Source organism: Labilibaculum sp. K2S (genome assembly GCF_030372765.1).
Lineage (GTDB): Bacteria > Bacteroidota > Bacteroidia > Bacteroidales > Marinifilaceae > Labilibaculum.
This window is the reverse complement of the sequence record NZ_JAUCMW010000008.1, coordinates 161,522-185,156: the sequence shown is the minus strand read 5'-3', so window position 1 is coordinate 185,156 and position 23,635 is coordinate 161,522. Positions and strand designations below refer to the sequence as shown.

General features: G+C 35.8%; 24 protein-coding genes and 1 tRNA gene. 4 read left to right on the top strand and 21 right to left on the bottom strand.

Annotated elements, in window-relative coordinates:
* Positions 1 to 929: 929 nt before the first annotated feature.
* From QUH73_RS11600 to QUH73_RS11570, 7 genes are all read right to left on the bottom strand, one after another.
* Positions 930 to 1,604: a hypothetical protein gene (locus tag QUH73_RS11600; RefSeq protein WP_289530604.1), complete on the bottom strand. Its 675-nt coding sequence runs from the start codon at positions 1,602 to 1,604 to the stop codon at positions 930 to 932.
* Positions 1,605 to 1,683: 79 nt separating this feature from the next.
* Positions 1,684 to 1,926, bottom strand: coding sequence for a hypothetical protein (locus QUH73_RS11595; protein WP_289530603.1), 243 nt, complete (start codon positions 1,924 to 1,926; stop codon positions 1,684 to 1,686).
* 139 nt (positions 1,927 to 2,065) lie between these two features.
* Entirely contained in the window at positions 2,066 to 2,671 is a 606-nt protein-coding gene (locus tag QUH73_RS11590; RefSeq protein ID WP_289530602.1) for a recombinase family protein, read from the bottom strand.
* Positions 2,668 to 2,862 (bottom strand): helix-turn-helix domain-containing protein, encoded by a 195-nt coding sequence (locus tag QUH73_RS11585; protein ID WP_289530601.1) that lies wholly within the window; start codon positions 2,860 to 2,862, stop codon positions 2,668 to 2,670. The genes QUH73_RS11590 and QUH73_RS11585 overlap by 4 nt, the downstream gene beginning before the upstream one ends.
* A 65-nt stretch (positions 2,863 to 2,927) precedes the next feature.
* Positions 2,928 to 3,251: a hypothetical protein gene (locus QUH73_RS11580; RefSeq protein ID WP_289530600.1), complete on the bottom strand. Its 324-nt coding sequence runs from the start codon at positions 3,249 to 3,251 to the stop codon at positions 2,928 to 2,930.
* 4 nt (positions 3,252 to 3,255) lie between these two features.
* A complete protein-coding gene (locus tag QUH73_RS11575; protein WP_289530599.1) occupies positions 3,256 to 4,605 on the bottom strand; it encodes a hypothetical protein in 1,350 nt (449 codons plus the stop codon).
* A 260-nt stretch (positions 4,606 to 4,865) separates the two neighbouring features.
* Positions 4,866 to 5,054 carry a helix-turn-helix domain-containing protein gene (locus QUH73_RS11570; RefSeq protein WP_289530598.1) on the bottom strand — a complete coding sequence of 63 codons (189 nt, stop codon included), beginning with the start codon at positions 5,052 to 5,054 and terminating at the stop codon, positions 4,866 to 4,868.
* A gap of 147 nt (positions 5,055 to 5,201) precedes the next feature.
* Between QUH73_RS11570 and QUH73_RS11565 the strand changes: the two genes are divergently transcribed.
* The gene (locus tag QUH73_RS11565) at positions 5,202 to 5,786 is read left to right on the top strand and encodes a helix-turn-helix domain-containing protein (RefSeq protein ID WP_289530597.1); all 585 of its coding nucleotides are present in this window, start codon (positions 5,202 to 5,204) and stop codon (positions 5,784 to 5,786) included.
* A gap of 7 nt (positions 5,787 to 5,793) precedes the next feature.
* Here QUH73_RS11565 and QUH73_RS11560 read toward each other — a convergent pair whose 3' ends face one another.
* The 6 genes from QUH73_RS11560 to QUH73_RS11535 all read right to left on the bottom strand — a co-directional run bounded on the left by QUH73_RS11560 (position 5,794) and on the right by QUH73_RS11535 (position 11,984).
* Positions 5,794 to 7,020: a site-specific integrase gene (locus tag QUH73_RS11560; protein ID WP_289530596.1), complete on the bottom strand. Its 1,227-nt coding sequence runs from the start codon at positions 7,018 to 7,020 to the stop codon at positions 5,794 to 5,796.
* 232 nt (positions 7,021 to 7,252) lie between these two features.
* Positions 7,253 to 7,324 (bottom strand) — tRNA-Arg (locus tag QUH73_RS11555).
* An 84-nt stretch (positions 7,325 to 7,408) separates the two neighbouring features.
* Entirely contained in the window at positions 7,409 to 8,143 is a 735-nt protein-coding gene (recO, locus tag QUH73_RS11550) for a DNA repair protein RecO (protein ID WP_289530595.1), read from the bottom strand.
* A gap of 11 nt (positions 8,144 to 8,154) precedes the next feature.
* A complete protein-coding gene (porZ, locus tag QUH73_RS11545; RefSeq protein WP_289530594.1) occupies positions 8,155 to 10,434 on the bottom strand; it encodes a type IX secretion system anionic LPS delivery protein PorZ in 2,280 nt (759 codons plus the stop codon).
* Positions 10,435 to 10,493: 59 nt separating this feature from the next.
* Entirely contained in the window at positions 10,494 to 11,072 is a 579-nt protein-coding gene (locus QUH73_RS11540) for a non-canonical purine NTP diphosphatase (protein ID WP_289530593.1), read from the bottom strand.
* A gap of 84 nt (positions 11,073 to 11,156) precedes the next feature.
* Positions 11,157 to 11,984: a universal stress protein gene (locus QUH73_RS11535; RefSeq protein WP_289530592.1), complete on the bottom strand. Its 828-nt coding sequence runs from the start codon at positions 11,982 to 11,984 to the stop codon at positions 11,157 to 11,159.
* A 192-nt stretch (positions 11,985 to 12,176) separates the two neighbouring features.
* Between QUH73_RS11535 and QUH73_RS11530 the strand changes: the two genes are divergently transcribed.
* Together QUH73_RS11530 and QUH73_RS11525 are read left to right on the top strand one after the other, a co-directional pair.
* Complete coding sequence (locus QUH73_RS11530; protein WP_289530591.1) at positions 12,177 to 13,694, top strand: adenylate/guanylate cyclase domain-containing protein; 1,518 nt, start codon at positions 12,177 to 12,179, stop codon at positions 13,692 to 13,694.
* A 159-nt stretch (positions 13,695 to 13,853) separates the two neighbouring features.
* The gene (locus QUH73_RS11525; RefSeq protein ID WP_289530590.1) at positions 13,854 to 15,077 is read left to right on the top strand and encodes an aminotransferase-like domain-containing protein; all 1,224 of its coding nucleotides are present in this window, start codon (positions 13,854 to 13,856) and stop codon (positions 15,075 to 15,077) included.
* A 142-nt stretch (positions 15,078 to 15,219) separates the two neighbouring features.
* Here the strand turns inward: QUH73_RS11525 and QUH73_RS11520 are convergent, their stop codons facing one another.
* From QUH73_RS11520 to QUH73_RS11495, 6 genes are all read right to left on the bottom strand, one after another.
* Positions 15,220 to 16,236, bottom strand: coding sequence for a branched-chain amino acid aminotransferase (locus tag QUH73_RS11520; RefSeq protein ID WP_289530589.1), 1,017 nt, complete (start codon positions 16,234 to 16,236; stop codon positions 15,220 to 15,222).
* Between the two features lie 89 nt (positions 16,237 to 16,325).
* On the bottom strand, positions 16,326 to 17,102 hold the full coding sequence (locus QUH73_RS11515; RefSeq protein WP_289530588.1) for a DUF2797 domain-containing protein: 777 nt from the start codon (positions 17,100 to 17,102) through the stop codon (positions 16,326 to 16,328).
* A gap of 39 nt (positions 17,103 to 17,141) precedes the next feature.
* Entirely contained in the window at positions 17,142 to 17,645 is a 504-nt protein-coding gene (locus QUH73_RS11510; RefSeq protein ID WP_289530587.1) for a TlpA family protein disulfide reductase, read from the bottom strand.
* A gap of 315 nt (positions 17,646 to 17,960) precedes the next feature.
* The gene (locus tag QUH73_RS11505) at positions 17,961 to 19,217 is read right to left on the bottom strand and encodes a peptidase U32 family protein (RefSeq protein WP_289530586.1); all 1,257 of its coding nucleotides are present in this window, start codon (positions 19,215 to 19,217) and stop codon (positions 17,961 to 17,963) included.
* A gap of 688 nt (positions 19,218 to 19,905) precedes the next feature.
* The gene (locus tag QUH73_RS11500) at positions 19,906 to 21,117 is read right to left on the bottom strand and encodes an IPT/TIG domain-containing protein (protein ID WP_289530585.1); all 1,212 of its coding nucleotides are present in this window, start codon (positions 21,115 to 21,117) and stop codon (positions 19,906 to 19,908) included.
* Positions 21,118 to 21,283: 166 nt separating this feature from the next.
* Positions 21,284 to 21,784, bottom strand: coding sequence for a TlpA family protein disulfide reductase (locus tag QUH73_RS11495; RefSeq protein WP_289530584.1), 501 nt, complete (start codon positions 21,782 to 21,784; stop codon positions 21,284 to 21,286).
* 255 nt (positions 21,785 to 22,039) lie between these two features.
* On the opposite strand from QUH73_RS11495, the gene ppnP reads away from it, so the two are divergent.
* The gene (gene ppnP, locus QUH73_RS11490; RefSeq protein WP_289530583.1) at positions 22,040 to 22,321 is read left to right on the top strand and encodes a pyrimidine/purine nucleoside phosphorylase; all 282 of its coding nucleotides are present in this window, start codon (positions 22,040 to 22,042) and stop codon (positions 22,319 to 22,321) included.
* A gap of 45 nt (positions 22,322 to 22,366) precedes the next feature.
* On the opposite strand, the gene QUH73_RS11485 is transcribed toward ppnP, so the two are convergent.
* A complete protein-coding gene (locus tag QUH73_RS11485; protein WP_289530582.1) occupies positions 22,367 to 22,960 on the bottom strand; it encodes a DJ-1/PfpI family protein in 594 nt (197 codons plus the stop codon).
* Complete coding sequence (locus QUH73_RS11480) at positions 22,953 to 23,528, bottom strand: shikimate kinase (protein WP_289530581.1); 576 nt, start codon at positions 23,526 to 23,528, stop codon at positions 22,953 to 22,955. The genes QUH73_RS11485 and QUH73_RS11480 overlap by 8 nt, the downstream gene beginning before the upstream one ends.
* Between the last annotated feature and the right edge of the window lie 107 nt (positions 23,529 to 23,635).

Below are 23,635 nucleotides of genomic sequence, written 5' to 3'. Positions count from 1 at the left end.
TGTATTTACGGGCGTAGTCACATATTGTGCATGCAAACTCCCCCATAAGCCGACAGATAAAATAAAAGTGAGTAAATTTTTAATCATAAAAAAGAAATTAGTTTCATAAAAACAATTCACCCCTTTATTCTATTTTTTAGGAAAAGGTAACCTGTAAAAACAATTATTTAATTAATAAAATCAGTTACGCGCTGATTATGTGAAGCATAGTGCTGTTGTTTGTAAGGATTCTATATAACAAAAAGTGTTATATAGTTGGTTTTGCGGATATTCATTCTTGATTCAATGGAAAATAAAGAATGAGAAGTCAGGTTTTACGAATTAGACGGCTAATAAACATTTAGACGGATAAATGAGTAGTTTCCATTGGTAAAAAGGCTTGCGTGCCCTTTAAACAATAGTTTTCCAGATAATCATACCGGACATTGAGCTACTTATGAGACGTCTAGTAGATGGCTGGACGGATAAATAAGTAGTTTGCATTATTAAAAGGGCTTGTGTGCCCTTAAAACAGAGACTTTACAGATAATCACATCCGACTCTAAGCTCCTTATAAGACGGCTAATAAACGTTTAGACGGATAAATGAGTAGTCTTTGTTGGTAAAAAGGCTCTTATGTCCTTAAAACAGGGGTTTCCCTGATAATCATACCCGACCGTAGACGGCTAATAAACGGCTATACGGATAAATAAGTAGTTTTCATTGGCAAAAAGGCTTGTGTGCTCTTTAAACAATGGTTTTCCTGATGATCATACCCGACCGTAGACTCCTTATAAGACGGCTAATAAACGTCTCGTAGATGGCTGGACGGATAAAATAAAAAAAGCCAATCAATATTTTCGGTTCAGGTCTCAATTGCCCGAAGTCTAAAATATCAGTTGGCTTGCTTACAAATAAAATCCTTAGATGGTAAAGGCTTACTTTTTTCATTAAATGTCTTCGCTTTCCTCGGATCGCATCATGTAGGCATGTAAGGTGCTGAATATCTCCATTTGCTCCTCATGTGGTTTTGCAAACAAAACATAGAGCATTTGTACCAGATAGCCCTGTGCATCGGGTTGCATTCTTCGAATGGCATCAATAATTTGTTTTTCCTGAATATTGAATTGATCTTCTACACCGCCCAAAGAATTTGTTTTGCTGGGAATCAGATTGCTGGCAAAACCTCCTAATAAGGATTGAATTGCGGGCATTTGGCTAATTGCCTGAACCGTATCTTTGGTTGTGCTTGTACTGGCTTCCGCAATATCTCTGGTGTACTTTTCCTTTTGGTCATTTAATTTATCGTTTAGCTTTTCAATCGTAAATTCATGCTTTAGATTCGTGTCCTCTAAAGCTCTGATCTTATCCCCGTACTCAGTTCTCAGGCTTAGGATGGTATTAAAATGTTCCCGTTCGATGGTTCGTAATTCTGCCGAAGCGTTTTGGTTCATTTGCTGATTTTCCCTGCTGTCCATATCTATGAGCCGATAAGTGCCGTCCGATTCATCCAGATGTTTTTCAGTGGTTCTCATTTTATATGCCTTATTTCTGCAGGCAGAGGAACAATAGCGACTGTCAGACCGCTTTCCTCTTATTGGCTCATTACATACTTCACATTTCATTTTCTGGGTTTTTTAAGTTGTTGATTTTTTTTAATTCTTACAATTTGTTGTCGGGTTTGCTGTGTTTGAAAATTCTTGCTTAGTCGTCAAATCTTGTATCCTTTAGTCGCCTAACATTGGCGTATCCTTGTTTGATTTCCCACGGAGTTCTCCACTCGATATTATCATGAATGTATTTCACTTCATTTTCGAAAAGCAGTGATTTGTTTTTGATGTGCTCCAAAAAGGAAGGATCAAGTTTTTTCATTTTTTTGCAAAGAGTTGAAGTGGAAATATCTAATTCCATTGCAAGCTCTTTTCGGTTCATTGTTCTGTATTCCATTTTTTGCAATTTGCTTATTCCTGAATTCTGTTTTTTTTCGTGTTTGTATTCTTTTTAGAGTGTACCCTGTCAGGCTCATACTAAAAGCATCCTTTTTGCCGTGATTTAGTGTGTTCATTGCGACACCCTTAAATGAATACTAAATTTCAAGCTCTACGAACTTTTTTACTCGCTGAACTGTGGAAACTGATTTCTTGACCAATTTTGAGACATTTCGGATTGACTTACCGTCGTTTAAAAGTTCAATGATGTCTGAATGCTGTTCCAAATATTTTTCATGGCTCATTTTTCCTTTTCCTGCATGTTGTTGATAAACGCCTTTTGCTTTTGCGACTGCAATTCCTTGTCTCTGGGCTTCTCGGTTACTCATGTAATCCATTTCAGCCAACGAAGCCATAATACCAGTCATTAAAGTGAAAAAGAAATTATCTTTTCCTTTGGTTTTACTGATCAGGTTATGCCTGACAATCTCAATCGTACAATCTTGTTTTATAAGGGTGTTAATTGTTTCAAGAACATCGAAAGTGTCCCTGCCTAGTCTGTTTATGTCCTCAACAATAATGTAATTAATCACCTTGCTTTTTGCATCCGCAAGAAGTTTAGAGCCTTGCTTTCTTTCTTTAAAGGGGATTCGTCCGCTTATCTTTTCAATGTAGGCTTTGCCCTGTATGATTTCTTCCTGTCTGCCTGTGTTTTGCCCTTCGGTTGAAACACGTATGTAGGTTGCTTTTCTTTCGGTACTCATAGTGTTTGCCATTTTTGCATTCCTGAAATTTGCTCATGAATGTATTTTACTTCGTTTTCAAGCAGTAGGTAATGTCCTTTGATCTGCTCATTAAATTTTGGGTCTAAATCTTTCATTCTTCGACCAAGAGTTGATCTGGAAATATCTAATTCCATTGCAAGCTCTTTTCTGTTCATTGTTTTATATTCCATCTATAATTAGCTATTCTTTAATTGATTTACAGCACTTAAACAAACGAATACTTTAAATATTATACCTATAAAACTCTTAAGGATGGAAATAGTTTTAAATGTTCTTTGATCAGATCATCAAACTTTTTATAGACTAAAACCGCAGTATCCCTGTTGGTATTTTCTTTCTTGATGTACATTTCAAATGTGGTATGGTATTCATCTTGCAGGTGTTCATTTTGCTTAATCATCTTGTCAAGATCAATTCCCATTAAATAAACAATCGGATACCAACTGTTTATAACCAGACCGCAACACTGGGTCACCTTTTCAATGTTGTCAAGAATTCGGGAAGCGATTACAGAATCTTCTATCAGATCAATAATGATGTTTTCTTTTTTTGTACTCATTTTATCATTGTGCATGTTCAAGCCTTGTATCATCAGGGCATTGGGTTAATACTTCGGTTTTGGTTCTCTTATCAAATTCATTGAGGAAGAAACGGGCATCAGCACCGTGGTAATATTTTTTCCTTCCTCCTATGGTTGCGATGATCGATGTTTTTCGACTCGGAATACCTTTTATCTTTTTTCGGTTGGGGTTGGTGGTTCTAATCAGGTTGAATTCATTTCCTAAATCTTTTATCAGGTGTAATATTTCTTTTTCCTTTTGGCTTCGTTTGGATTGTTTTTTCTCGGATACTTTCAGGTTATAAGCTTTATCCCTGCATTTTCTTTGATCGTTGCAGTACTTGGAATCGCTTTTCTGACCTGTTATCTCTTTTCCGCACGACAAACAGTATTTCTTTTTCTCTTTTCCCTCCCTGCGGTCGGTTGAATCCGCACATACAATACGTTGTGTATTCGTAACACTTTTTTGTGCGTTCTTATCTAAGTGGTTCCAGTTTTTCAGGTTTTCAAATCCTGTGTATTCGTAACACTTTTTACTGCGTGTAAAGGCTGAAATCTCCAATGATATCAAGCCTTTCAGGATGTTTTTAATGTCCCGTTTTGCGTACGTTTTTATCAGTTTTTCAAGTAGTTCCTTATTCCGTTGGCGGTTTGTGTTACTCCTTTGGTCTTTAATCCACCAATTGGGATTACGTAAGTCTTTAAACCTGCTTTTGTATTTGGTTGGCAGTCGTCTGGATGTTTTGATTTGCTCCCATTCAAAGAAAATGGTTTCGTCAATGGATTTCAGGAACTTATCTGCTATCAGTTTGCTCAACTTATCCCTATCCAGTAAATCAGCTAAGCTTTTGATTCCGTAATTCTCAACGGCTCGCATTCGAATGAACTTTGTTTCAACTCTCAGCAGTTCAGCTTGTAATTTAGATTGTTCCGCTTTATCGTAGAATTTGTAAGTCGCATTGGTGGTTTTGTAGGCATACCCGTAACCCGTTTTCCCGTTTAATTCCATCTCGGAACGTTGAGCACCTCGGCAGTACAGAATACTATCAAGAAAGGTTTTAGTGTCAATCTTACAGGTAGATGTATCAAGGTTTAAGCCTATTTCAAAGCTTTTTAGTCTTGTGCTTTCTGGTTTTACACCATAAGCCGATAAGCGGTTAACAGCTTCTATGAAGCTCTCGTAAGTAAAGCGGTCGGCATTATGAAGACCATCGTTAAAGAACTTATGAATAGAGCCTTTGATCTTTGCTTTTCCTTTGGGTTCTATAATGAAATCTAATCCTTTGTAGTGCGCTCTCCTATTGCCTATTTCCTCTTTTGAATCGACATCAGTAAGCACGGAAAATTTTAGCATTGGGTTTGTTTCCCAAAGGCTAAAATCAAAATCCGTAAGTTCTATGCTAATACCGTCAATCAAGGGAGTAAGGGGCTAAAATAGTTGTAAGTTAATTGTCTGAAAAAGTATGTGTATGCGTAACACGAATACGTGCGTTTCCATTACTCATTTGAGCAATTTTCGTAAAAAAACAGGCTTGAAAAAACCTGTGTATTCGTAACACTTTTATTTGCGTTATTCGTTCTGTATAGTTCATTTTCATTGACACACAGTAATTTTTACATGATTGGTTTTACTGGACGTAAAGCATCATCCAACTCTGAACGTTTAAAGCGGTTTGCATTACCAATTTTATAAACCGTTACAATACCTTGTCCAATCCAATTGTAAAGAGTTTTTCGACATATTCTTAAATAATCCAATGTTTCAGCAGTATTCATATACGGACTTTCAATCTTTGCTTTCATCTGTGTGTGTTTTTGTGTATGTTTGTACAGGTTATGAATTAACAACTAACTTATTTTATATATACCTTTGGCTCTGTACAAATATACAGTTATACTCTTATATATAAAATATTTTGGGTGTGAAATATTACTTTAATCGGTTACAATATGGAACTATCAGTAATAGAAAGAGTTAAGAAAATACGCGAAGATGAAAAGATGTCACAAAAAGAATTCTCAGAAGCTCTGGGCGTCTCATTAGGCTATATCGGAGGTGTAGAGACGGGTAGAAATCCCATAAACCATACTTTTTTGGCAAGTTTAAAAGAGAAATTCAATATCTCCGCTGATTGGTTATTATTTGGAGAGGAATCTATTGTAAATATAGAAGATAGTTTCAAAATGGCTCTTATACTTGATACATCTGATAGGGAGGTACTTATTTCCACATGGAGTATATATCAATTATTAAAAAGCAGTACAGATCCAGAAAAAATAAAAGCAGCACAAGCCATAAAAGACGGAAATTTCGAAACTCGACATAGATTAGCATGGGAACTAGGTCAGAAAAAAAATGATTTATATCGATTAATCATTAAACATCTACATTTAGAAAATAAGCCTTTAGCTGAAATTGCTGGTATAATTCAATTCTATATTGAGACAAGTGTGAAAATGCATAATGAAATTTCAGAATTTATTGATAAGAACCATGAATATCTTCATGGTCACACAAGTTTCCCCTATAAATAATCAAATATTATTTTGCAATATTCAGAATACTTTCAGACTGCCATGCTTTCAATAAAATATCAGCATGCTCTTTATTGTCTAGCTTGATATATTTGTAAAAACTCTTTTCTGTCCGGTGTCCTGTTATCTTCATTATAGTAGCAGTTGGGATTCCTTTTTGATAGCTATTTGTTGCAAAAGAGCGTCGAGCCGCATGTGAACTAACTAACTCATACTTTTTAAAAGCTTGATCAACCAATACACCTTTGACATATGATTTTTGCCTAATAACTTGATCTATTTTAGCAATTCTGCAAACCTCTTTTAATTGTGCATTGATTTTAGCATTGGACTTAAACTGATAATCGTATTTTTCCAGTATCCCAAGAACCTGAGGCAAGATGGGAATTGTAACCCGATCACCTGTTTTTGCCTGAACCGTATTTATATAAATCCCTGACACACTACCACGGTTTAAGCTTATTATATCCTGATATCGCAAACCAGTATAACAACCGATGATAAAAATGTCTCTTGAGCGCTCTAAATGCGGTTTATCGGATAAATCTACAGCAAGAATAGCCCTAACTTCCAAATCCGTTAAATAAATATTTTCCGCATCAACCGAAATTCTTTTAAAATGATTGCTTTTAAAACCTTTACTATCAGTTAAACCTTGTGAAGTTGCTTCATTCATCAGGGTTTTTAGAGCCTGTATGTATTTACCTAATGTATTGGGACTATACTGATGTTTCTCCTTTAAGAAAGCGAGGAAATTATAATAAAAATCCAGATCGATGTTTTCAAAATTAAGCACCTTACCTTGATGATTCTTGTAGTCATTCAAATGCTCATGCAATAACTTGAACTTACTAATTGTTGATTTTGCTAGTGGTTTACCCGTTTTTGAGTTAATCTTTTTACTCTGTAAATCTGAAAATGCCTTCGCAAAACTCAACAAATCGATTTCATATTCTTTTTCATTGGTCAAAACCCTAGTAATCAACACCCTTAACTCTTCTTTTGTTCGTGGTTGGTTTTCCAAATAAAACCTTTGGAAACGCTCTTTACACTCAAGTAAATAGCGATTTATATCAACTTTATTTACAATACTGGTAATATTTTTTATTTGCTGATTGTGTTTATTCCAATACTCCTTTTTCATCTTAATCCCTGTACTCACCTGAATATCCGTGTCGAACTGTTTGAATCGTGATACTATATAGCCATTACGTATTTGAAAATTTAAGATCATGAGTGTTTTTTTTGTTTAATAAATATGTACCCTTATTTGTACCCTTTTGCAAAAAACACCGTTTTTCGCACCTTTATTCTGTACAAATATAGTTTATTTTACACACTTTCATACATTAAAACACTCATGCCCGTAATGCCTAAATCATAAAAAAAGCCTTAAATAGTCTTGTAACTATTTAAGGCTTAATGTTTTAATCTGTTATTAAGAATTATTCTCAATATATTCGGAGTAGCCCCAACAGGACTCGAACCTGTATCTAGTGTTTAGGAAACACTTGTTCTATCCCTTGAACTATGGGGCCAAAAGACATGCAAAAATATTCAAATCCTGCTAATCAGCAAAACAATTGCAGAAAGCTTTTAAAGAAATAAAAAACAGAAGCAAATTATTCCTCTTCCCGGAACAGTTCATGAAGCACCGATAAGGACTTTAAATTGCTAAAACCATCAATTTGAAGGGCGTAAAAGTTCAAAATTGCACGCAAAATAGAATCCACATCCTTCTTGCTTATTTTTAAATCATTAACAAGATCAATTGAAGTAGAGAATAAAGAATAAAGCTTTCCGCTTAGGTCCTTTTCAAGACAATGCGAATGTGTCCTGTCTTCCTCAACAAAAAAGCCGTTATCCATATCAAAAAAAGCTTTTCGATCTGACCAATTGAGCTGAGGATAAAACCCCAGAAAACGGGTCAGTTTGCTTAAGAAATACAAATGAAATAGTCCAATAGATTCTTCGGTGAGATCAAGATAACGTATGCTATTGTACAGAAATACAAACAGTTCCTGATTCTGTTCTTCCTCCCGAAGCACTTTGGAACACACTTCGGTAAGAAACAGAACCATTGTGCTTTTGTAAACATCAAAAACTAAATTGTTTAGATTCTCGCAAAGCCGCACCTCCTTTATCGACTGAATATTCTTTCCTTCCCGATGATAAACTTCCATTTCCAGAAGAAAAAACGGACGAAACAGGTTACTTTTCATACTTGATTTTTTAGATCTCCCCCCTTTCACCATGTACGACTGACGACCAAACTTTTCGGTATACACCTGAACAATCAAGCTGGTTTCGCCATACTTAATCTGATTCAGAACAATTCCCTTGGTCTTATGAATCATCAGAATTTAATTTAATGAATGAATAGTAATTTAATCACCTTCGATTTAGATCCATCGGAATTGGAACAGAAAATAAGATATACGCCTGTATGAACGCGCGATCCATTGAAATTTTTCCCATCCCAAATGAACTGTCCTCCACCCGATTTTCCTTCCATCACCAAATTACCGCTAATATCGGTAATTTTTACCGTCGATTCTGCAATTAAACCGCTCACCACAACATCGCCGTGGTAGGTTTCCCGAACAGGATTCGGATAAACATAGAGATCGTTATACGATTCTGCTCCTTCAGTCACTTCACCTTTGTAAGAAACCATTCCCTTATCAGTCACAAAAAAGACTTCTCCTGTTCCTGGGTTTACCGATATTTTCTGAATTGTATTCGAAGGCAAAGGACTGTTTTCATTTGTAAAGTGAACCAATTGTTCATCACCATTTTCTGAGATCAGGAAAACGCCGGAATTCGCTGTTCCTAACCATTTTTGATCCGCTCCGTTCAAAGCAATTGTATTCACACTTTCCGTCCCTAACAAAAACTGAGTAGATCCATCAATGGTAATTATAGGCTGATGGGCAAAAAAGTTCCCCGTCCTGAAAATAGTACCCGGATTGGAATATACAGCCACTCCGCTTGAAGTTCCTAACCAAACATCCCCTTTCTCATCTTCAATTAAATCATAAACCTTCGAACCTATGCTTGAGTTGTTTTCATCCTTAACAAAGAAAGAAGCCAGTGCATCATCGTCCTGATTAGAAAGTGTCCCATTTTCATTAAATGCGAAAAGAGCCTGTCCCGATGCATTTAAAACCCATTTATCGCCATTTTTAAGACACACAATCTTTTGCATGTCTGCCCGATTGGCTAAGGTCGAATAACTTAATGAAGTCCATTCCCCGCGAGATGAAAGAATTTTTACCGAGGCAGAGGAATTGGCATCTAAAATCCAAAGATTGCCATCCGAATCCGAATCCATCCCACTAATTCCTTTCGAGCCAAGGGGTGAATTTTCAAAATTCCAATTGACTTGATATTCATAGTCTTTAAATACAAATATTCCGTCGCCCCAGCTAGCTGCGTAAATTAGCGATTGATCTCTTTTATTGTTTGTGAGTCTCAGTAAATCGGACTTGTTGCTGAACGAAGGGGTATTTTTATCTGAATAATTAGTCCATTTCTGATCTTCGAACAAAAACAACCCGGCCTTCTCCCCTGAACCATCATAAGAAGCTGTTACATCTCCGGACACAGCCCACGTTTGTTCTGCTGCCGAAAAAATATTGGATATATTGCGACTCAGCGGGCCATCCGGTTTAATCTGATTCGCACGACTCCCAATTATCTCCTGTAAAGATTTCTGATAATCAGCAACAAAAGTTCGTCCATCAACAACCAAGGCATCGTGCATTTCGTGAATCCCCGAGTACTCCAAAACTTCGTTTTCAATACCGTTCGAATTAAAAATCCGGATTTTATCGGATTGTACTACCCAAAGGCTATTGTTGATATTTTGAATGGAATAAATACGTGAAAAACTTCCGGAAAAGTTAGACCAGCTTTCATTACGGTACCGATACAACTCACTTGCTGTTTCGGATACTAAACGACTTACAATTACATCGCCATCAATAATTTCCAGATGCCCGCATTTTCTTTGATATTCAGAAATACCCTGCTCTTGCTCCCAATTATTAAAATCGGCCAAATTACCCGAAAATAAATCTGCTTTAAAAATGCCTTGATCGGTTGCCACCCATATTGCAGATGAATTTATTTTGATGTCATTAACAACTAACTTTTCACCTCCTGCACCAATAAAATAGGTATCGGCGACTTCCATTTTATCCAAATTAATAACCACTATTCCAAAATCAGTTCCCAAATAGACAAACTTACCGTTTGCAGTCATCGAATTGATGGACTTGTTCTCCACCAAGTTGAAATTTTTGATATCCGAAATATTGTAAATGTTTCCATCTGAAATTACATCCAAGTTTCCGCTTTCATATCCAATCAAAAGACTTTGTGAACTTTCTACCCACGCGATTGCTGAAATTTCCGATTCCGATAAACCTTTTGTTTTGCTATAAGCTACTATTTCATTATCTCTTATGGAATAAGAAAACAAACCAGACTCAGTTAAACAATACAAATTTTCACCACCAGCAAGCAAGCTTTTCGCTTTTTGATATGGCAAATGCTCTCTCCATTCACCAATCTTTATCTGGCTTTTACCACATAAGGCAAGCAATACGAATAAAAGAATAAAAATGTAACGGATTTGTCTCATCAAAATACCATATTAGCGAAAAACTGCATCTGAATTATTAACGGAACTAAAATTGCTTATTACTTAACATCTAGCAAATAATCAACCAATTTTCGAACAGCAAAACCTCTGTGACTAATCTTATTTTTTTCAGTCATATCCATCTCGGCAAATGAAATATCATATCCTATTGGTTCAAAAATTGGATCGTAACCAAAACCATCAATTCCACGTTCTTTTTCAAGGATATTTCCTTCAACAATACCTTCAAACTGAATCTCATTACCATCAATCAATAAAGAAATTACAGTTCTAAATCTTGATTTTCTATTTTCGATTCCTTTTAGATTCTTAAGAACCTTTTTCATATTGGATTTGGCATCCCGTTCTTCACCGGCATATCGGGCAGAATAAACACCTGGTTCATTATTTAATGATTCAATTTCCAATCCCGTATCATCGGCAAAGCAATTCACATTAAATTTATCAAAGATGTAACGGGCTTTTTGACTTGCATTTTCTTCCAGAGTTTCGTAATCTTCCGGAATCTCATCATTACAATTAATATCTGCCAGACTTAACAGTTCAATCTCTTCTCCTAAAAGGTTTTGTAGTTCCTTTAATTTATTTAGGTTATTGGTTGCAAAAACAAGCTTCATATTTACTTTTTTATCAATTTAAGGATATAAAAAAACAACGGCCATACAACCGTTGTTCAAATATATAAATTTCAAACTCATGCTTTAATAAAAACTGCCATATTTAGCCAGATCAGTTCTCGGATTCACACACATTACAGGAATATGAGCCGAATTGGCAATCACAAACTGCTCATGTGCTCCCAACATATAGTCCTGAAACGATATGTTCTTAGTAGTCATGATTAAAATGATATCCGCATCAATTTTTTTCGCAAAATCGACTGTCTCCATAGCAAAATCATTGCCACCATCAGCTGTATCAATTTCATAATCGATACCTCTGTTTTCCAAATACTTTTTCGCAAAAACAAGATTTGCCTTTGTTCTCTGAAGCATCTGACCTTCAGGAATCTTAGGCGTAATAATCCGCATTTTCGCTTTAAAGAATTTTCCTAAAAATTCAGCCCAGCTTAATTTCTCCTTATTTTCCTTTTTAAAGTCGACTGGCAATACTACCGATGAATATTTCTTTTGAACAGGAGGAGCTTGAACTACAATAAAAGGTACACGAGACCCGACAATAACCTTCAGTGCCCAGCTACCGGTAAGCTTTTGCATACCTTTAATACCATGAGTACCCATAAGCACCAACATGGAATTCATTTCTTTAGCAATATCGTTAATCGATGTAAAAATACTACCCTCGCGAACAATCACCTCAGGGCGAACTCCTCTCTCTTTTTCGATTTGCGTAGCTGCTTCAGCCATTTTTGCATTGGCTTCATCAAGCTGAGAACCTTTTTTGACAATGTGCAGTAATGTAACATTTGCATCAACATTTTCAGCAAATATCAAAGCATGTTCCAATGCGTACTCTGCGACAGTCGAAAAATCCCACGCCACAAGTATTGATCTCTTAGTGTTTTCCATAGTTTAAAGTAAAAGAGGATAGTCGTAAATAGTTTTAACATAACCGTGTTACAATTTAGCCATTTTCTACTAAACTAGCAAATTTTAACGGAGTCTGATATTATTCCTTATTAATTTAAGCTTAAGACAATTATTTAAAAATTCTTGGCTATTTTTATTACCATTGTTTCCATGTGTTTTAATTTGCAGCTAATGACTCTAAACTCTCTTAATATAATACATTTATATACAACTGATTACACATCGGCATTGCTTATATCTTTAAGAGAAAACGCGTTAAATTTTATTTCTGAGAACATGATTGTATTAGCTGTTTTACAGCTATTTCTTCTTGCTTTGATGCATTTATGGTACAAATGGAAACTTAAAAAACAGAAAAAAGAGATTGAAAATGAATTTTACGATAAAAATCAAGAGATAATTCTGCAAAAAGACAAAGCGGAAAAACTTCTTTCCAACCTATTGCCTCAGCAAACAGCAGAAGAATTACAATCAACAGGAAAAGTAAGCTCCCGAAGATTCCGTATGGTTACCGTTTTATTCTCTGATATTCATGGATTCACAAAAATTGTTGAACAAATGAATCCGGAAGATCTGATTGATGAATTGGACAAGTTTTTTATGCACTTCGATACAATCGTTGAGAAATTTAATATCGAAAAAATTAAAACAGTTGGTGATGCCTACATGTGTGCAGGTGGTATTCCCAATAAAAACAGAACAAACCCAATTGAAGTGATTTTAGCTGCTATGGAAATTCAGCAGTATATGAAAAGTATGAAAATAAACTCAAAAGCAGGTAAAAAAGGCATTTGGGGATTACGAATTGGAGTTCACACCGGCCCTGTAATTGCCGGGGTTGTTGGCACTAAAAAAGTAAGTTACGATATTTGGGGCGATACCGTAAATACGGCCAGCAGAATGGAGTCGTCAGGATCGGTAAGCGAAATTAATATTTCGGGCATGACATATATGCTCATTAAAGATTTCTTTATCTGTGAATACAGAGGAAGGATGCCTGTGAAGTACAAAGGAAATATTGATATGTACTTTGTTAAAGGGTTCAAGCCCAACATGTCAAGCGATTTAAAAGGATTGGTTCCTAACCAGCATTTCCAGACTCAGTTTCAGATGCTTCGCTATGATGATCTGGAAGAAGTTATCCTTACCAAACTGGAAAATGAGCTGCCCAAGAACCTTTATTATCACAATTTAAAACATACTATTGATGTAATTACCGAAGTTGAAATAATTGGCCGGAAAGAGGGTCTTTCCGATGCTGAAATGCTAATTATTAAGACTGCCGCATTATTTCATGACACCGGCTTTATTCTTTCCTATAATGAGCATGAAGAGTGCAGTGTGAAAATGGCCCGGCACATACTCCCAAAATATTTCTATTCTGAGCAGCAAATCAATGAAATTTCCAATCTAATCATGCATACCAAATTTCCACCCCAGCCCAAAACAAAGCTGGAAATGATTATCTGTGACGCTGATTTGGATTACCTGGGTCGTACTGACTTTATTCCTGTTTCGGGTAATCTGTATCGGGAGCTAAAAGAGCATGGTAAAATTAAAAGCATTGATGACTGGAATCGTCTTCAGATAAAATTTATCGAAAATCATCAATATTTTACAGAAACAGCCCGCAACATGAGAGATGTAAATAAAATACGACAGCTCGATAAGCTTAGGGAATTGATCTAATTAATTTTCCTCTTTTCAGATATATTAATTATAAATTACAATCAAAAAAGCCTTTTTTGTTTTCGATTTAATTGCTTTTCCCCTTAAAAAACGTAAATTTAATAGTATGATACTCCTTGAGTATTTCATCAAATAAAACCATTTTAAAAAGGGGAAATAATGATTACAAATCTTGAAGACATTCTTTCTGATAGTGCGAAAAGCATGAAACGATCTGTTATCAGAGAATTGTTAAAGTTGACACAGAAACCGGAAATTATCTCTTTTGCCGGGGGACTTCCTGCTCCCAACACCTTTCCTATCGAAGAACTAAAACAAATCAGCATTGAAGTTTTAGAAGAAGATGGAGATGCCGCCCTGCAGTATGGAGCTACCGAAGGAGATACAAAACTTCGTGAGATTTTAACTGAAAGATATCAGAAGCAAGGATTAACTATCTCTTCAGATAATCTGGTGATTCTTACCTCTTCGCAACAAGGACTCGACCTAGCAGGTAAAATTTTTCTGAACCGAGGAGATCATTTTATTTGCGGATTACCCAGCTATTTAGGTGGACTAGGTGCTTTTTCGAGCTACGGAGCCACTCCCGTCGGAATCAAATTCGATGAATTTGGAATGCGTTCCGATTTATTAGAGAAAACTCTGGCAAAAATGCTGGAAGAAGGTAAACTACCAAAATTCATATATGTAATTCCTGATTTTCAAAACCCTGCAGGAATCACAATGCCTGAATCCAGAAGACTTGAAATCATAACAATAGCCAAAAAATACAATATCCTTATAATTGAAGATAGTCCCTACAAAGAATTACGATTCGAAGGAAAGGATCAAAAAATGATGTTCGAACTTGATAATTCAGGACATGTAATTGCACTTGGAACCTTCTCTAAAATATTTGTTCCCGGATTTAGAATTGGCTGGGTAATCGCTCATGAGGCAATCATCGACAACTTTGTGAAAGCGAAACAATCTACGGATTTGTGCACGTCTCCTTTTGTTCAAAAAATTGCTGCTAAATATCTGGAAAAAGGACTGTTTGATAAGAATTTAAAAACCATAATTGAGATGTATCACCGCAAACGTGATGTTATGCTTGACGCTTTCGAAGAATTTATGCCAAAAGGTGTTACCTGGACAAAACCAGAAGGTGGTTTGTTTCTTTTTCTTAACTTACCGGAAGATATGGATGCCAAAGATCTGTTTGAAATTGCCATTCAGAAAAATGTGGCCTTTGTATTGGGATCTGCCTTTCATTGCGATGGAAGCGGGAAAAATACAATGAGAATTAACTTTTCGTATGTTGATGAAGAGCACAGTAGAATTGGAGTACAGCGTTTGGCTGAATCAATTAAAATGTTGATGAATAATAAAGTGAATGCATAACCGTTTGATCTTTTTCGAAAAATTGAACACTTTTTTATAATAATTATAAATCCTAAATTCTCACCTTACAATGAGAAAAGAGGGAGTTCTGTACAGAACTCCCTCTTTGTATAAAATCTGGCTTAATGCCATTTGCATTAGCTTAGAATTCAATAATTGTATTCCAGTTGTGTTTGTCTTCAACAGTTCCGTACTGAATTCCACGAAGTGTTTCATACAATTTTAAGCTGGTCTTCCCTGCCTCATCACCATAAAAATAGTCAACATTATTATCGGCATCAACAATTTTACGAATTGGAGAAATTACAGCGGCTGTACCACAAGCTCCAGCCTCGGTAAAATCAGCTAATTCTTCAACGGTAACTTTTCTGCGATCAACAGTCATTCCCATATCTTCAGCAATCTGGCACAAGCTTTTGTTTGTGATTGATGGCAAAATAGAGTTCGATTTTGGAGTTACGTAAGTATTGTCCTTTATTCCGAAGAAGTTGGCAGGACCACATTCATCGATGTATTTTTTTTCTTTTGCATCCAAAAATAATACAGCAGAAAATCCTTCTTTGTGCGCACGGGTTCCCCCTCTTAACGAAGAAGCATAGTTACCACCAACTTTAATCGTTCCTGTTCCTTGTGGAGCTGCACGATCGTATTCACGGTAGATTACGTAATCGGTTGGTTTGAATCCTTCTTTAAAGTAAGGCCCAACCGGCATTACAAATATGGCAAACGTATATTCAGGAGCTGGATTTACACCTACCTGTGCTCCATTTCCGAAAAGTACCGGACGAATGTATAAAGAGGCTCCCGATTCGTATGGCGGAATCCATCTCTCATTTAATTTAATGGTTTTAATTACAGCTTCCTCAAACAAATCAATCGGCATTTCAGCCATCATGATACCATGAGATGAGCTTTGCATACGTTTCGCATTTTCATCCATACGGAATACTCTCACTTTTCCATCAGGACCTTTAAATGCCTTTAAACCTTCGAATGCCTGCTGTCCGTAATGCAAACCGGTAGCTGCAATATGAACATTCACCTGATCGGAAGAAGATATTTCCAATTGTCCCCATTTTCCATCACGAAAGTGACAACGAACATTGTAATCGGTTTTAGTATAACCGAAACCAAATTGTTTCCAGTCTATGTTTTCCATCTTTTAATTAAGAATTTTACGATTAGTAAAGAATATATATTGTGTTTGTGTTTATTCCAATTATCAGTAAATAGTTACTACTGATTCGTTTACTCCTCAACGTTCAAGCTAACCAGGTAACCGTTATGCTTTCTGATATTGAGAACTTTTCCGTCTTCAAAGATAAGATATTGTCCTTTAATTCCTTTCAAAATTCCCGAGTATTCTTTCACCTTTTCGAATCCAAAACTGACAATCTTTTCCGGTTGTGAAATCATAGGATAAATCATCTCAAATATCTCATCCTCACCGGAAATGTATTGCTGCAACTCAGGATGCAATAAGCCACCAGCTTTTTTCTTTTCGGATAATAAATCAACACCTTTAGTATGTTCTAACTTCAGCATTGCCCGCCAGTTGGTTTTATCCGAGAAATGCTCTTTAAGAGCTACTTCTATCACACCAGCGATATGACGATTGGGTGTTTTTGCCAATTTAATGGCTTTGCTGGCTCCCTGATCCATCCAACGGGTAGGCACCTGCGATTCCCGGGTAACTCCTACTTTCAAATTTCCGGAATAGGCCAGATACACAAAATGAGGCTGAAGTGCATTTTTTTTAGCCCATTCCATATCACGGGAGATTCCCAAATAGGAGAGATCCAGCTCCGGGCGAAGAATGCTTTCATCAGTCTGCGGAAGCGTCGTAAAACAAGAATAGCAGTATCCCTGCGAGAAAGATGTCTTCGTTTTCTTTCCACAATGAACACAATTGATCTGTCCTAAATAATTAAATATTAGCTTTTTACCTACCAAAGGATTCATTTGAATTACATCTTCGCCTATTGGCAACTCATACTCAACGACCTCTTTAAGATCAGTTCTCATTTTTCTAATGTTTCCCTGCTTTTGCATTCAATTCTCTATTTATAAATTCTCTTGAATCACTTTCATCATCTGATTCAGTTCTTCCTGACTAAAACCAACTCCCTGCCATACAATTTTGCCTGTTTTATCAACAATAAAATTACGAGGAATGTACTGACTTGCAAATTTAGAATACACTTCCCGTTTAGGATCGGGAGCAATAGGAAATGTAAAGCCTTTTTTCTCGTTGAAAGCTTCCAACTGTTCCTTTGTGTGCTCTCGTCCAATAGAAACCATTGCAAAATTTTTATTTTTGAATTTAGGCCACAACTGACTTTCAACTTCCGGCAGTTCTTTCATACAAGGACCACACCATGTAGCAAAAAAGTTAATCTGAACTACCTTGCCCTTTAAATCACTGATAACAAATTCTTTTCCATCTAATGTAAGAACTGAAAAACTGGGTACCTGATCGCCGTTTTTTACCAGTGATCCTTGATGATCCTGTGCAAAAAGAGTTGTTGTGGCAACAATAGCCAATAGAGTAATGAATATTTTTTTCATCTGCTTACTTTTTTCATTTTATGGTCAAATGGAACTTAGCATGAGTAAATAATCATTCTCGTGTATGAGCTAATAATTATTTAATCACGGACGTTTCATGTTTGATTTTATTTATCTCAATAATATACTCTTTCCTTTTTCGTCGCGAACAACAATATTTCAACTATTAAAATAATACCGTGAGACGTTTTATAACTACTAACGATCACACAGGGCGTTGCCCTGCGCTATATTATTAAGCCCCTTCAGGGTAATTTTCAGACTCTTCAAGATTTATTAGACTTAACTTTAAACTTTGCCTGACCTTTAACCTTTCTACTGAATTAAATCATTGGTCACTTCTACAATCTTATACAATTTATCCGACCGGCGAATCATTGTATCCATTGAAATGGAAAAACTATCGCCTTTAACAGCTTTTTCGACTGATTTCAGATTCACCCGAATTTCTTTTACAGTCGTTTCAATTACACCGGTTGTGGGACCTGTGATCAAAATCTGATCTCCCACCTTTAATTCCTGCGATTCCAGCAAAAATTCTGCCACTTTAATCTTGGCAAAGTAATTGGTTCCCTTACCAATCAGCATTTTGCGTTTGGTTGCCCGGTTGCCATACTCCTCACTCCACTCACCAATCTTTTGTCCGAGATAATAGCCATCCCAAAAACCGCGATTAAAGACAGTGGCAAGATTTTTCATCCACTGATCAATTTTATCACGGGTATAATCATCTTTCAGGTAAGCATCGACCGCCTCGCTGTAGTTAGAAACTACTGTTTTTACATATTCCGGAGAGCGGGCTCGTCCTTCAAATTTCAGAACCCGAACTCCTGCATCGAGCATTTTATTTAGAAAACCAATGGTGCACAAGTCTTTTGGCGACATGATGTATTCATTATCGATCTCCAGCTGATTCCCTGATTCCTTTTCGGTAACTGTATAGGCTTTTCGGCATGTTTGCATGCATGCACCTCGATTTGCAGATGAATTTTTTTCGTGCAGGCTCAAATAGCATTTTCCTGAAACAGCCATGCACAATGCTCCGTGGGCAAACATCTCTATTTGAATCAATTCCCCTTTTGGACCGCGGATTTCCTCATCAACAATTTGTTTGTAGATAGCTGCCACCTGATTCAAATTCAATTCCCGCGCCAGAACTACCACATCAGCAAACTGAGCATAGAACTTCACCGCCTCGATGTTGGTAATGTTGCATTGGGTGGAAATGTGAACTTCCACATCAATTGTGCGGGCATACATAATTGCAGAAACATCGGCAGCAATAATTGCTGTTACGCCACCTTCTTTTGCCGCATCAACAATTTTGTGCATCACTTTAATATCATGATCAAACAAAACAGTGTTCACCGTTAGGTACGATTTGATATTGTTCTCCTTACAAATAGAAGCAATATTGTGCAAATCTTCGATGGTAAAGTTATTCGAAGATCTCGATCTCATGTTCAACTGCTCAATGCCAAAATAGATAGAATTGGCTCCTCCTTGTATAGCGGCCATCAATGATTCGTATGAACCAACCGGCGCCATTAATTCAATTTCACTTCTATTCATCTAAAATATCCCCTCTTCTGGAAAAAATAAAAAATTCACCATTTAGAATGATTTCTGCTTTTTCATGGCAAAAACACCTTCTTTCTAATACTCAGCAAAAGTACTCTTTATGAGCCATTCCTGCAAAATAAATACAACATCAAAATTGTTTTGGTTTAGCTATTAAGACTGGTTTTCGCGAATCAATTTTACGTATTAAATAGTTTCCATTTTCTAATCCATAAAAAAACCCACTCGCAAGAGTGGGCTCATTTAAAAAATCAGGTTCTGTTAAAAATTGAAACTAAAACGAATTTGGAGTATCAGTTTTGAGTGGTCTGATAAATTCGATTTAAATTCAACACCTAGCATTAGAGTAATGTTTTCCTGTATAATATTGTTTTTACACAGATATACCGGCAGACGCAAATAACCAAACTCCTGCTCACATATAGAAGCACCTATCCCCCATGATATATTCAAATCTTCACGAAAAGTAACATCATTTCAAATAAAGAATACTCTGAAGCACCGTAATACTCATCTTCATATTTTACTCTTATTTCAGGATAAAACACCTGTAAATGTAACAATTCCCAATTCAGTGGTACAGTTATAACTTGCTCTCCAATTTGTAGTTTATGAGAATACTGTTATTCCAAATCCTATAATCAATGATAGGAATAATGTCTTTTTCATTTTTTTGAGATTACATGAAAACCACTAACGATTCGTGAAACCAATCCTTACTTTCATTTATATCGACAAATCTGAAACTCTTTTCTTGCAAATTAATCCGACAAATCTTATCAACACTATCATCATCATTACTTCTAAAGCACACAACCTCATTATTCGCAATTGAGTAAGAGGCATATTCATAATAAAATTTCCCTTGAGGGAAATCAAGAAAAACTTCAGATTTTCCAGTTTCTAAATCAATCTTTAATAAGCTATATTCGTAGTGTTCCCCCTCACTAAGAACAAAAGCTTCATTATTTTCGTTCAACATTACTCCATAAAAAAACCCACTTGGTTCAAGTGGAATTTCTTTCGTCTGTTTAGTTGAAAGATCCAAAACCATTAAGTTAGCAGCTCCCTCATTTTCTTCTCCAACGACCAAAAGAATTTTATCTGTTCCAATAACTTTACAACTGGAAATAATATCATCTTTTACTTCTACTAACAATTCTTCTTCCCCCGATTGCAAATCATATCTGAATAACTGTGATTTTTTAATCGATTTTTCATTCGCTGAATCCCAATAATTCCAGCTTTTATTTACATATACATTGCTTTCATTATCCGTTATAAGGTCTACCCACTCTAACTTGGTATCTGACTCAAATTCCTTTTCTATAATAGATTTTGTGTCAAGATTAATTCTCAATATTTTATATTTTTTTATATCTATTTCAGGACTTGCAATCAACAAAATTTCGTTGGTGCTTTTTAAATAAGATAATGAAGAATACATATACTCTCCGCCCGACCAAGGTAATTCCAACAAAACACTTTCGGCACCTGTTTCCGGATTGATTTCTATAACATTATCGTACTGATTATCATAGTTTGATTTTAATACAAAAACTTTTTCTTCCAAAACCTTAAAAACACCAAAATCAATACTTTTTTCATCAACTGTTACAGAAAGAATTCCTGTTTTAGCTTCTTGGGGAAGAACCAACTTAAGCTGAGAAGCCGTAGCTTCTGAAACAGAAATTACCAGGTCATTCAATTTTATCAGGTTTTCTTCTTTTACATTACTGAAGCCTTCACCTGTAATTATCAACTCATCGCCTGCTTTGGCTTCAGTAACATTAAGTTTTCCTGCTACCAGTTCAATCGTATCATCACTATCGGAACAAGAGAGATTAAGTGCTCCTGCCAAGCACATCATTAAAAATAATTTTATTTTCATAAGTTTCTTTTGTAAAAGTTAAAAAGCCTATTCGTTTAAATAGACTATATTTTTTAAAACATTCACGAATGTAAAATATTTTACTTAACATTAGCAACTTAACAAGCCGAAATAATACTGTTTATAATTAATTTAAGAAATGATAAACATTACAATGCAAACACAACTATCTATTTAACAGGTAAATAGCTTCATCGTAGGAATGGGGAAGTTTTTTATTCAGGACTTTTCCCTTTCTGTCAACCAAAAAGAATACCGGAATGGCCCGGGTAAATATCTCATCGTTCGGAAAAGTTTTCTCCAACAGAAAGTGAATGCCTGAATTTTGAAATATGCCTTTATCGGGACCTGCAAAATCGAGAAAATAGGAGTTTACCTGCAACGCATTATTTGATACCAGAGAATCGACTTCTGCTTTGTTTTTACTTGCTGCTATTAGTAGTATTTGATATTCGGAAGCATCAATAGTTTCTTGGAGCCGGGGCAGCGTTTCAGCCAAAGTTTTGCGACAGCCACTGCACCATGTTGTCCAAATGTATACCAAGGTTTTGTCCTTTTTGGAGATGAGATAACTTAGTTTTTGGGAATTAATCATTCTCCCCTTTTCAGTAGTGTTTGAACAGGAAAAGCTCGCGAACAAAAGACTGATGACTAGTAAGTATCTCATAACAAACAATTTTGTAAAGCAAAAGATACGACTTTTATTATTCTATTTTTGCAATAACTAACAATACAATCGTGCGACGGCATGAATAGTCATTAACTTTCTAGATTGTAAAAAAGCGATAGGATAAATCTCTAAACAATTGCTATGAATGAAGCATTTAATGGCTTTACAGGAAGCTCCTTTTTTATCACTATTAAAAATAGTGCATCTTTAATTCATTCACCTATATTTGCTTAAAATTTAAAAACTAGAATTATGATTTCAGCTAACGCATACTTTAATGAAACTGTAAAATCGTTAGGTTACACAACTGCATCGGGAAAATCAACTGTTGGAGTTATGGAAAAAGGCGACTATAAATTTGGCACTTCGATGCACGAAACAATGACTGTTATTGAAGGTGAATTAATTGTATTACTTCCTAATGAGACTGAATGGAAATCTTACAAATCGGGCGAAACTTTTGAAGTTGATGCGAATGCCTCTTTTCAAGTGAAATCGGTTGGACAAACTTCCTATTTGTGCCAGTATAAATAATCAGTTTGCTGTAAAATTGGATTAACTTTTACTCAATCTCAAAAGTTAATCCAATTTGAAACGCATATTCCTTTTTATTTCAGTTACATTCCGGTTGCTGGTCAGTATTTCAAGTAAATGGAAAGCTACATCGAGGCTTGTTGCCGGACCTGTTGATGTAATGATGTTATTATCGACCACCAATTGCTTTTCCTGAACCAAAGCACCGAATTCAGCTAATTGCTTGCGTCTGACACCTTCGTTTAAGTCCCATGTTGTTGCTTTTCTGTTTTTTAAAATTCCCGATTTCCCAATTGGCAAAGCAGCTACACAAATCGAGGCAATCGGCTTCCCTTTTTTATCAAATTCGCGAATTAAACTGAGAAAGCGTTCGTCGTAGGCATCCTCAAAAAAACCAGCATCGCCAGATCCTCCGGGAATGGCTAAAGCATCGAAATCATTCACATTTATTTGCTCGAAAGGAAGTTCGGGCTGTACAATCAAATTCCAATAACATTTTAGTACAGGACGCAATCCTGTTGTGAGCATATCCACTTGCTCGAAACCACACTCCCTGCTCCAACCAAACACATCGGTAAATGCACTGGCCTCGTAAGCTTCAAATCCTTGAGCCAAAAATAAGAGAACTTTTTTATTCATTGCTTATCAAATTGTTCTGCTGCAAATTATTTGTTATTAATAATACTTCATTACAAACTTCTTCAGGCGTTTTGTCTTTTACAAAAACTATATGTGTGGCTAACCTGAAATTTGATTCGTCCATAACTATATGTTCAATTAGCTCTTTTTGAATTTCGGTGAAATTACGACGCTTACAGATAAAATTTAATGATTCCTCTTTATCGGCACAAGGAAATAAAAGAACAATATTTTCGTATGGATTTAAAGCTTTTTTAAGGCGTTTAAACTCGAAATTAAATCCTGACGCATTATTTCCTCCACCAAAATCAAATATACAATTCTGATGATCCTCAAGTATTCTTTCTATTGAATAAGCATCAAAAATCTTTCCGTATTGGTAGATAGCCATTATCCCGGCTTTTTCAAACAGATGTTTCATATGATTGTTGTCATATCCGATTTCTTTATAATAGTCAAATCGAAGATCATCCATCGAAATTAATGGTTTGTTTAACTTTTCGGAAAGCAGTTTTGCTGTTGTTGTTTTTCCAACTGCAACAGGACCTATAAGAATTAAATCTTTCATTGTTTATCTTCTATAAGCGATGGTAAATTACATGGTATCGTGACAGTTATGGCACTTTCCTGTCAAACTGATATGAAGTTTGAGCGGGCTATAACTCTAGGACTTAC

Bases quoted from the DNA above. Each gene is read 5' to 3' on its own strand.
- QUH73_RS11600 (WP_289530604.1), bottom strand. From the start codon at position 1,604: ATGAAATGTGAAGTATGTAATGAGCCAATAAGAGGAAAGCGGTCTGAC.
- QUH73_RS11595 (WP_289530603.1), bottom strand. From the start codon at position 1,926: ATGGAATACAGAACAATGAACCGAAAAGAGCTTGCAATGGAATTAGAT.
- QUH73_RS11590 (WP_289530602.1), bottom strand. From the start codon at position 2,671: ATGAGTACCGAAAGAAAAGCAACCTACATACGTGTTTCAACCGAAGGG.
- QUH73_RS11585 (WP_289530601.1), bottom strand. From the start codon at position 2,862: ATGGAATATAAAACAATGAACAGAAAAGAGCTTGCAATGGAATTAGAT.
- QUH73_RS11580 (WP_289530600.1), bottom strand. From the start codon at position 3,251: ATGAGTACAAAAAAAGAAAACATCATTATTGATCTGATAGAAGATTCT.
- QUH73_RS11575 (WP_289530599.1), bottom strand. From the start codon at position 4,605: ATGCTAAAATTTTCCGTGCTTACTGATGTCGATTCAAAAGAGGAAATA.
- QUH73_RS11570 (WP_289530598.1), bottom strand. From the start codon at position 5,054: ATGAAAGCAAAGATTGAAAGTCCGTATATGAATACTGCTGAAACATTG.
- QUH73_RS11565 (WP_289530597.1), top strand. From the start codon at position 5,202: ATGGAACTATCAGTAATAGAAAGAGTTAAGAAAATACGCGAAGATGAA.
- QUH73_RS11560 (WP_289530596.1), bottom strand. From the start codon at position 7,020: ATGATCTTAAATTTTCAAATACGTAATGGCTATATAGTATCACGATTC.
- recO (WP_289530595.1), bottom strand. From the start codon at position 8,143: ATGATTCATAAGACCAAGGGAATTGTTCTGAATCAGATTAAGTATGGC.
- porZ (WP_289530594.1), bottom strand. From the start codon at position 10,434: ATGAGACAAATCCGTTACATTTTTATTCTTTTATTCGTATTGCTTGCC.
- QUH73_RS11540 (WP_289530593.1), bottom strand. From the start codon at position 11,072: ATGAAGCTTGTTTTTGCAACCAATAACCTAAATAAATTAAAGGAACTA.
- QUH73_RS11535 (WP_289530592.1), bottom strand. From the start codon at position 11,984: ATGGAAAACACTAAGAGATCAATACTTGTGGCGTGGGATTTTTCGACT.
- QUH73_RS11530 (WP_289530591.1), top strand. From the start codon at position 12,177: ATGACTCTAAACTCTCTTAATATAATACATTTATATACAACTGATTAC.
- QUH73_RS11525 (WP_289530590.1), top strand. From the start codon at position 13,854: ATGATTACAAATCTTGAAGACATTCTTTCTGATAGTGCGAAAAGCATG.
- QUH73_RS11520 (WP_289530589.1), bottom strand. From the start codon at position 16,236: ATGGAAAACATAGACTGGAAACAATTTGGTTTCGGTTATACTAAAACC.
- QUH73_RS11515 (WP_289530588.1), bottom strand. From the start codon at position 17,102: ATGAGAACTGATCTTAAAGAGGTCGTTGAGTATGAGTTGCCAATAGGC.
- QUH73_RS11510 (WP_289530587.1), bottom strand. From the start codon at position 17,645: ATGAAAAAAATATTCATTACTCTATTGGCTATTGTTGCCACAACAACT.
- QUH73_RS11505 (WP_289530586.1), bottom strand. From the start codon at position 19,217: ATGAATAGAAGTGAAATTGAATTAATGGCGCCGGTTGGTTCATACGAA.
- QUH73_RS11500 (WP_289530585.1), bottom strand. From the start codon at position 21,117: ATGAAAATAAAATTATTTTTAATGATGTGCTTGGCAGGAGCACTTAAT.
- QUH73_RS11495 (WP_289530584.1), bottom strand. From the start codon at position 21,784: ATGAGATACTTACTAGTCATCAGTCTTTTGTTCGCGAGCTTTTCCTGT.
- ppnP (WP_289530583.1), top strand. From the start codon at position 22,040: ATGATTTCAGCTAACGCATACTTTAATGAAACTGTAAAATCGTTAGGT.
- QUH73_RS11485 (WP_289530582.1), bottom strand. From the start codon at position 22,960: ATGAATAAAAAAGTTCTCTTATTTTTGGCTCAAGGATTTGAAGCTTAC.
- QUH73_RS11480 (WP_289530581.1), bottom strand. From the start codon at position 23,528: ATGAAAGATTTAATTCTTATAGGTCCTGTTGCAGTTGGAAAAACAACA.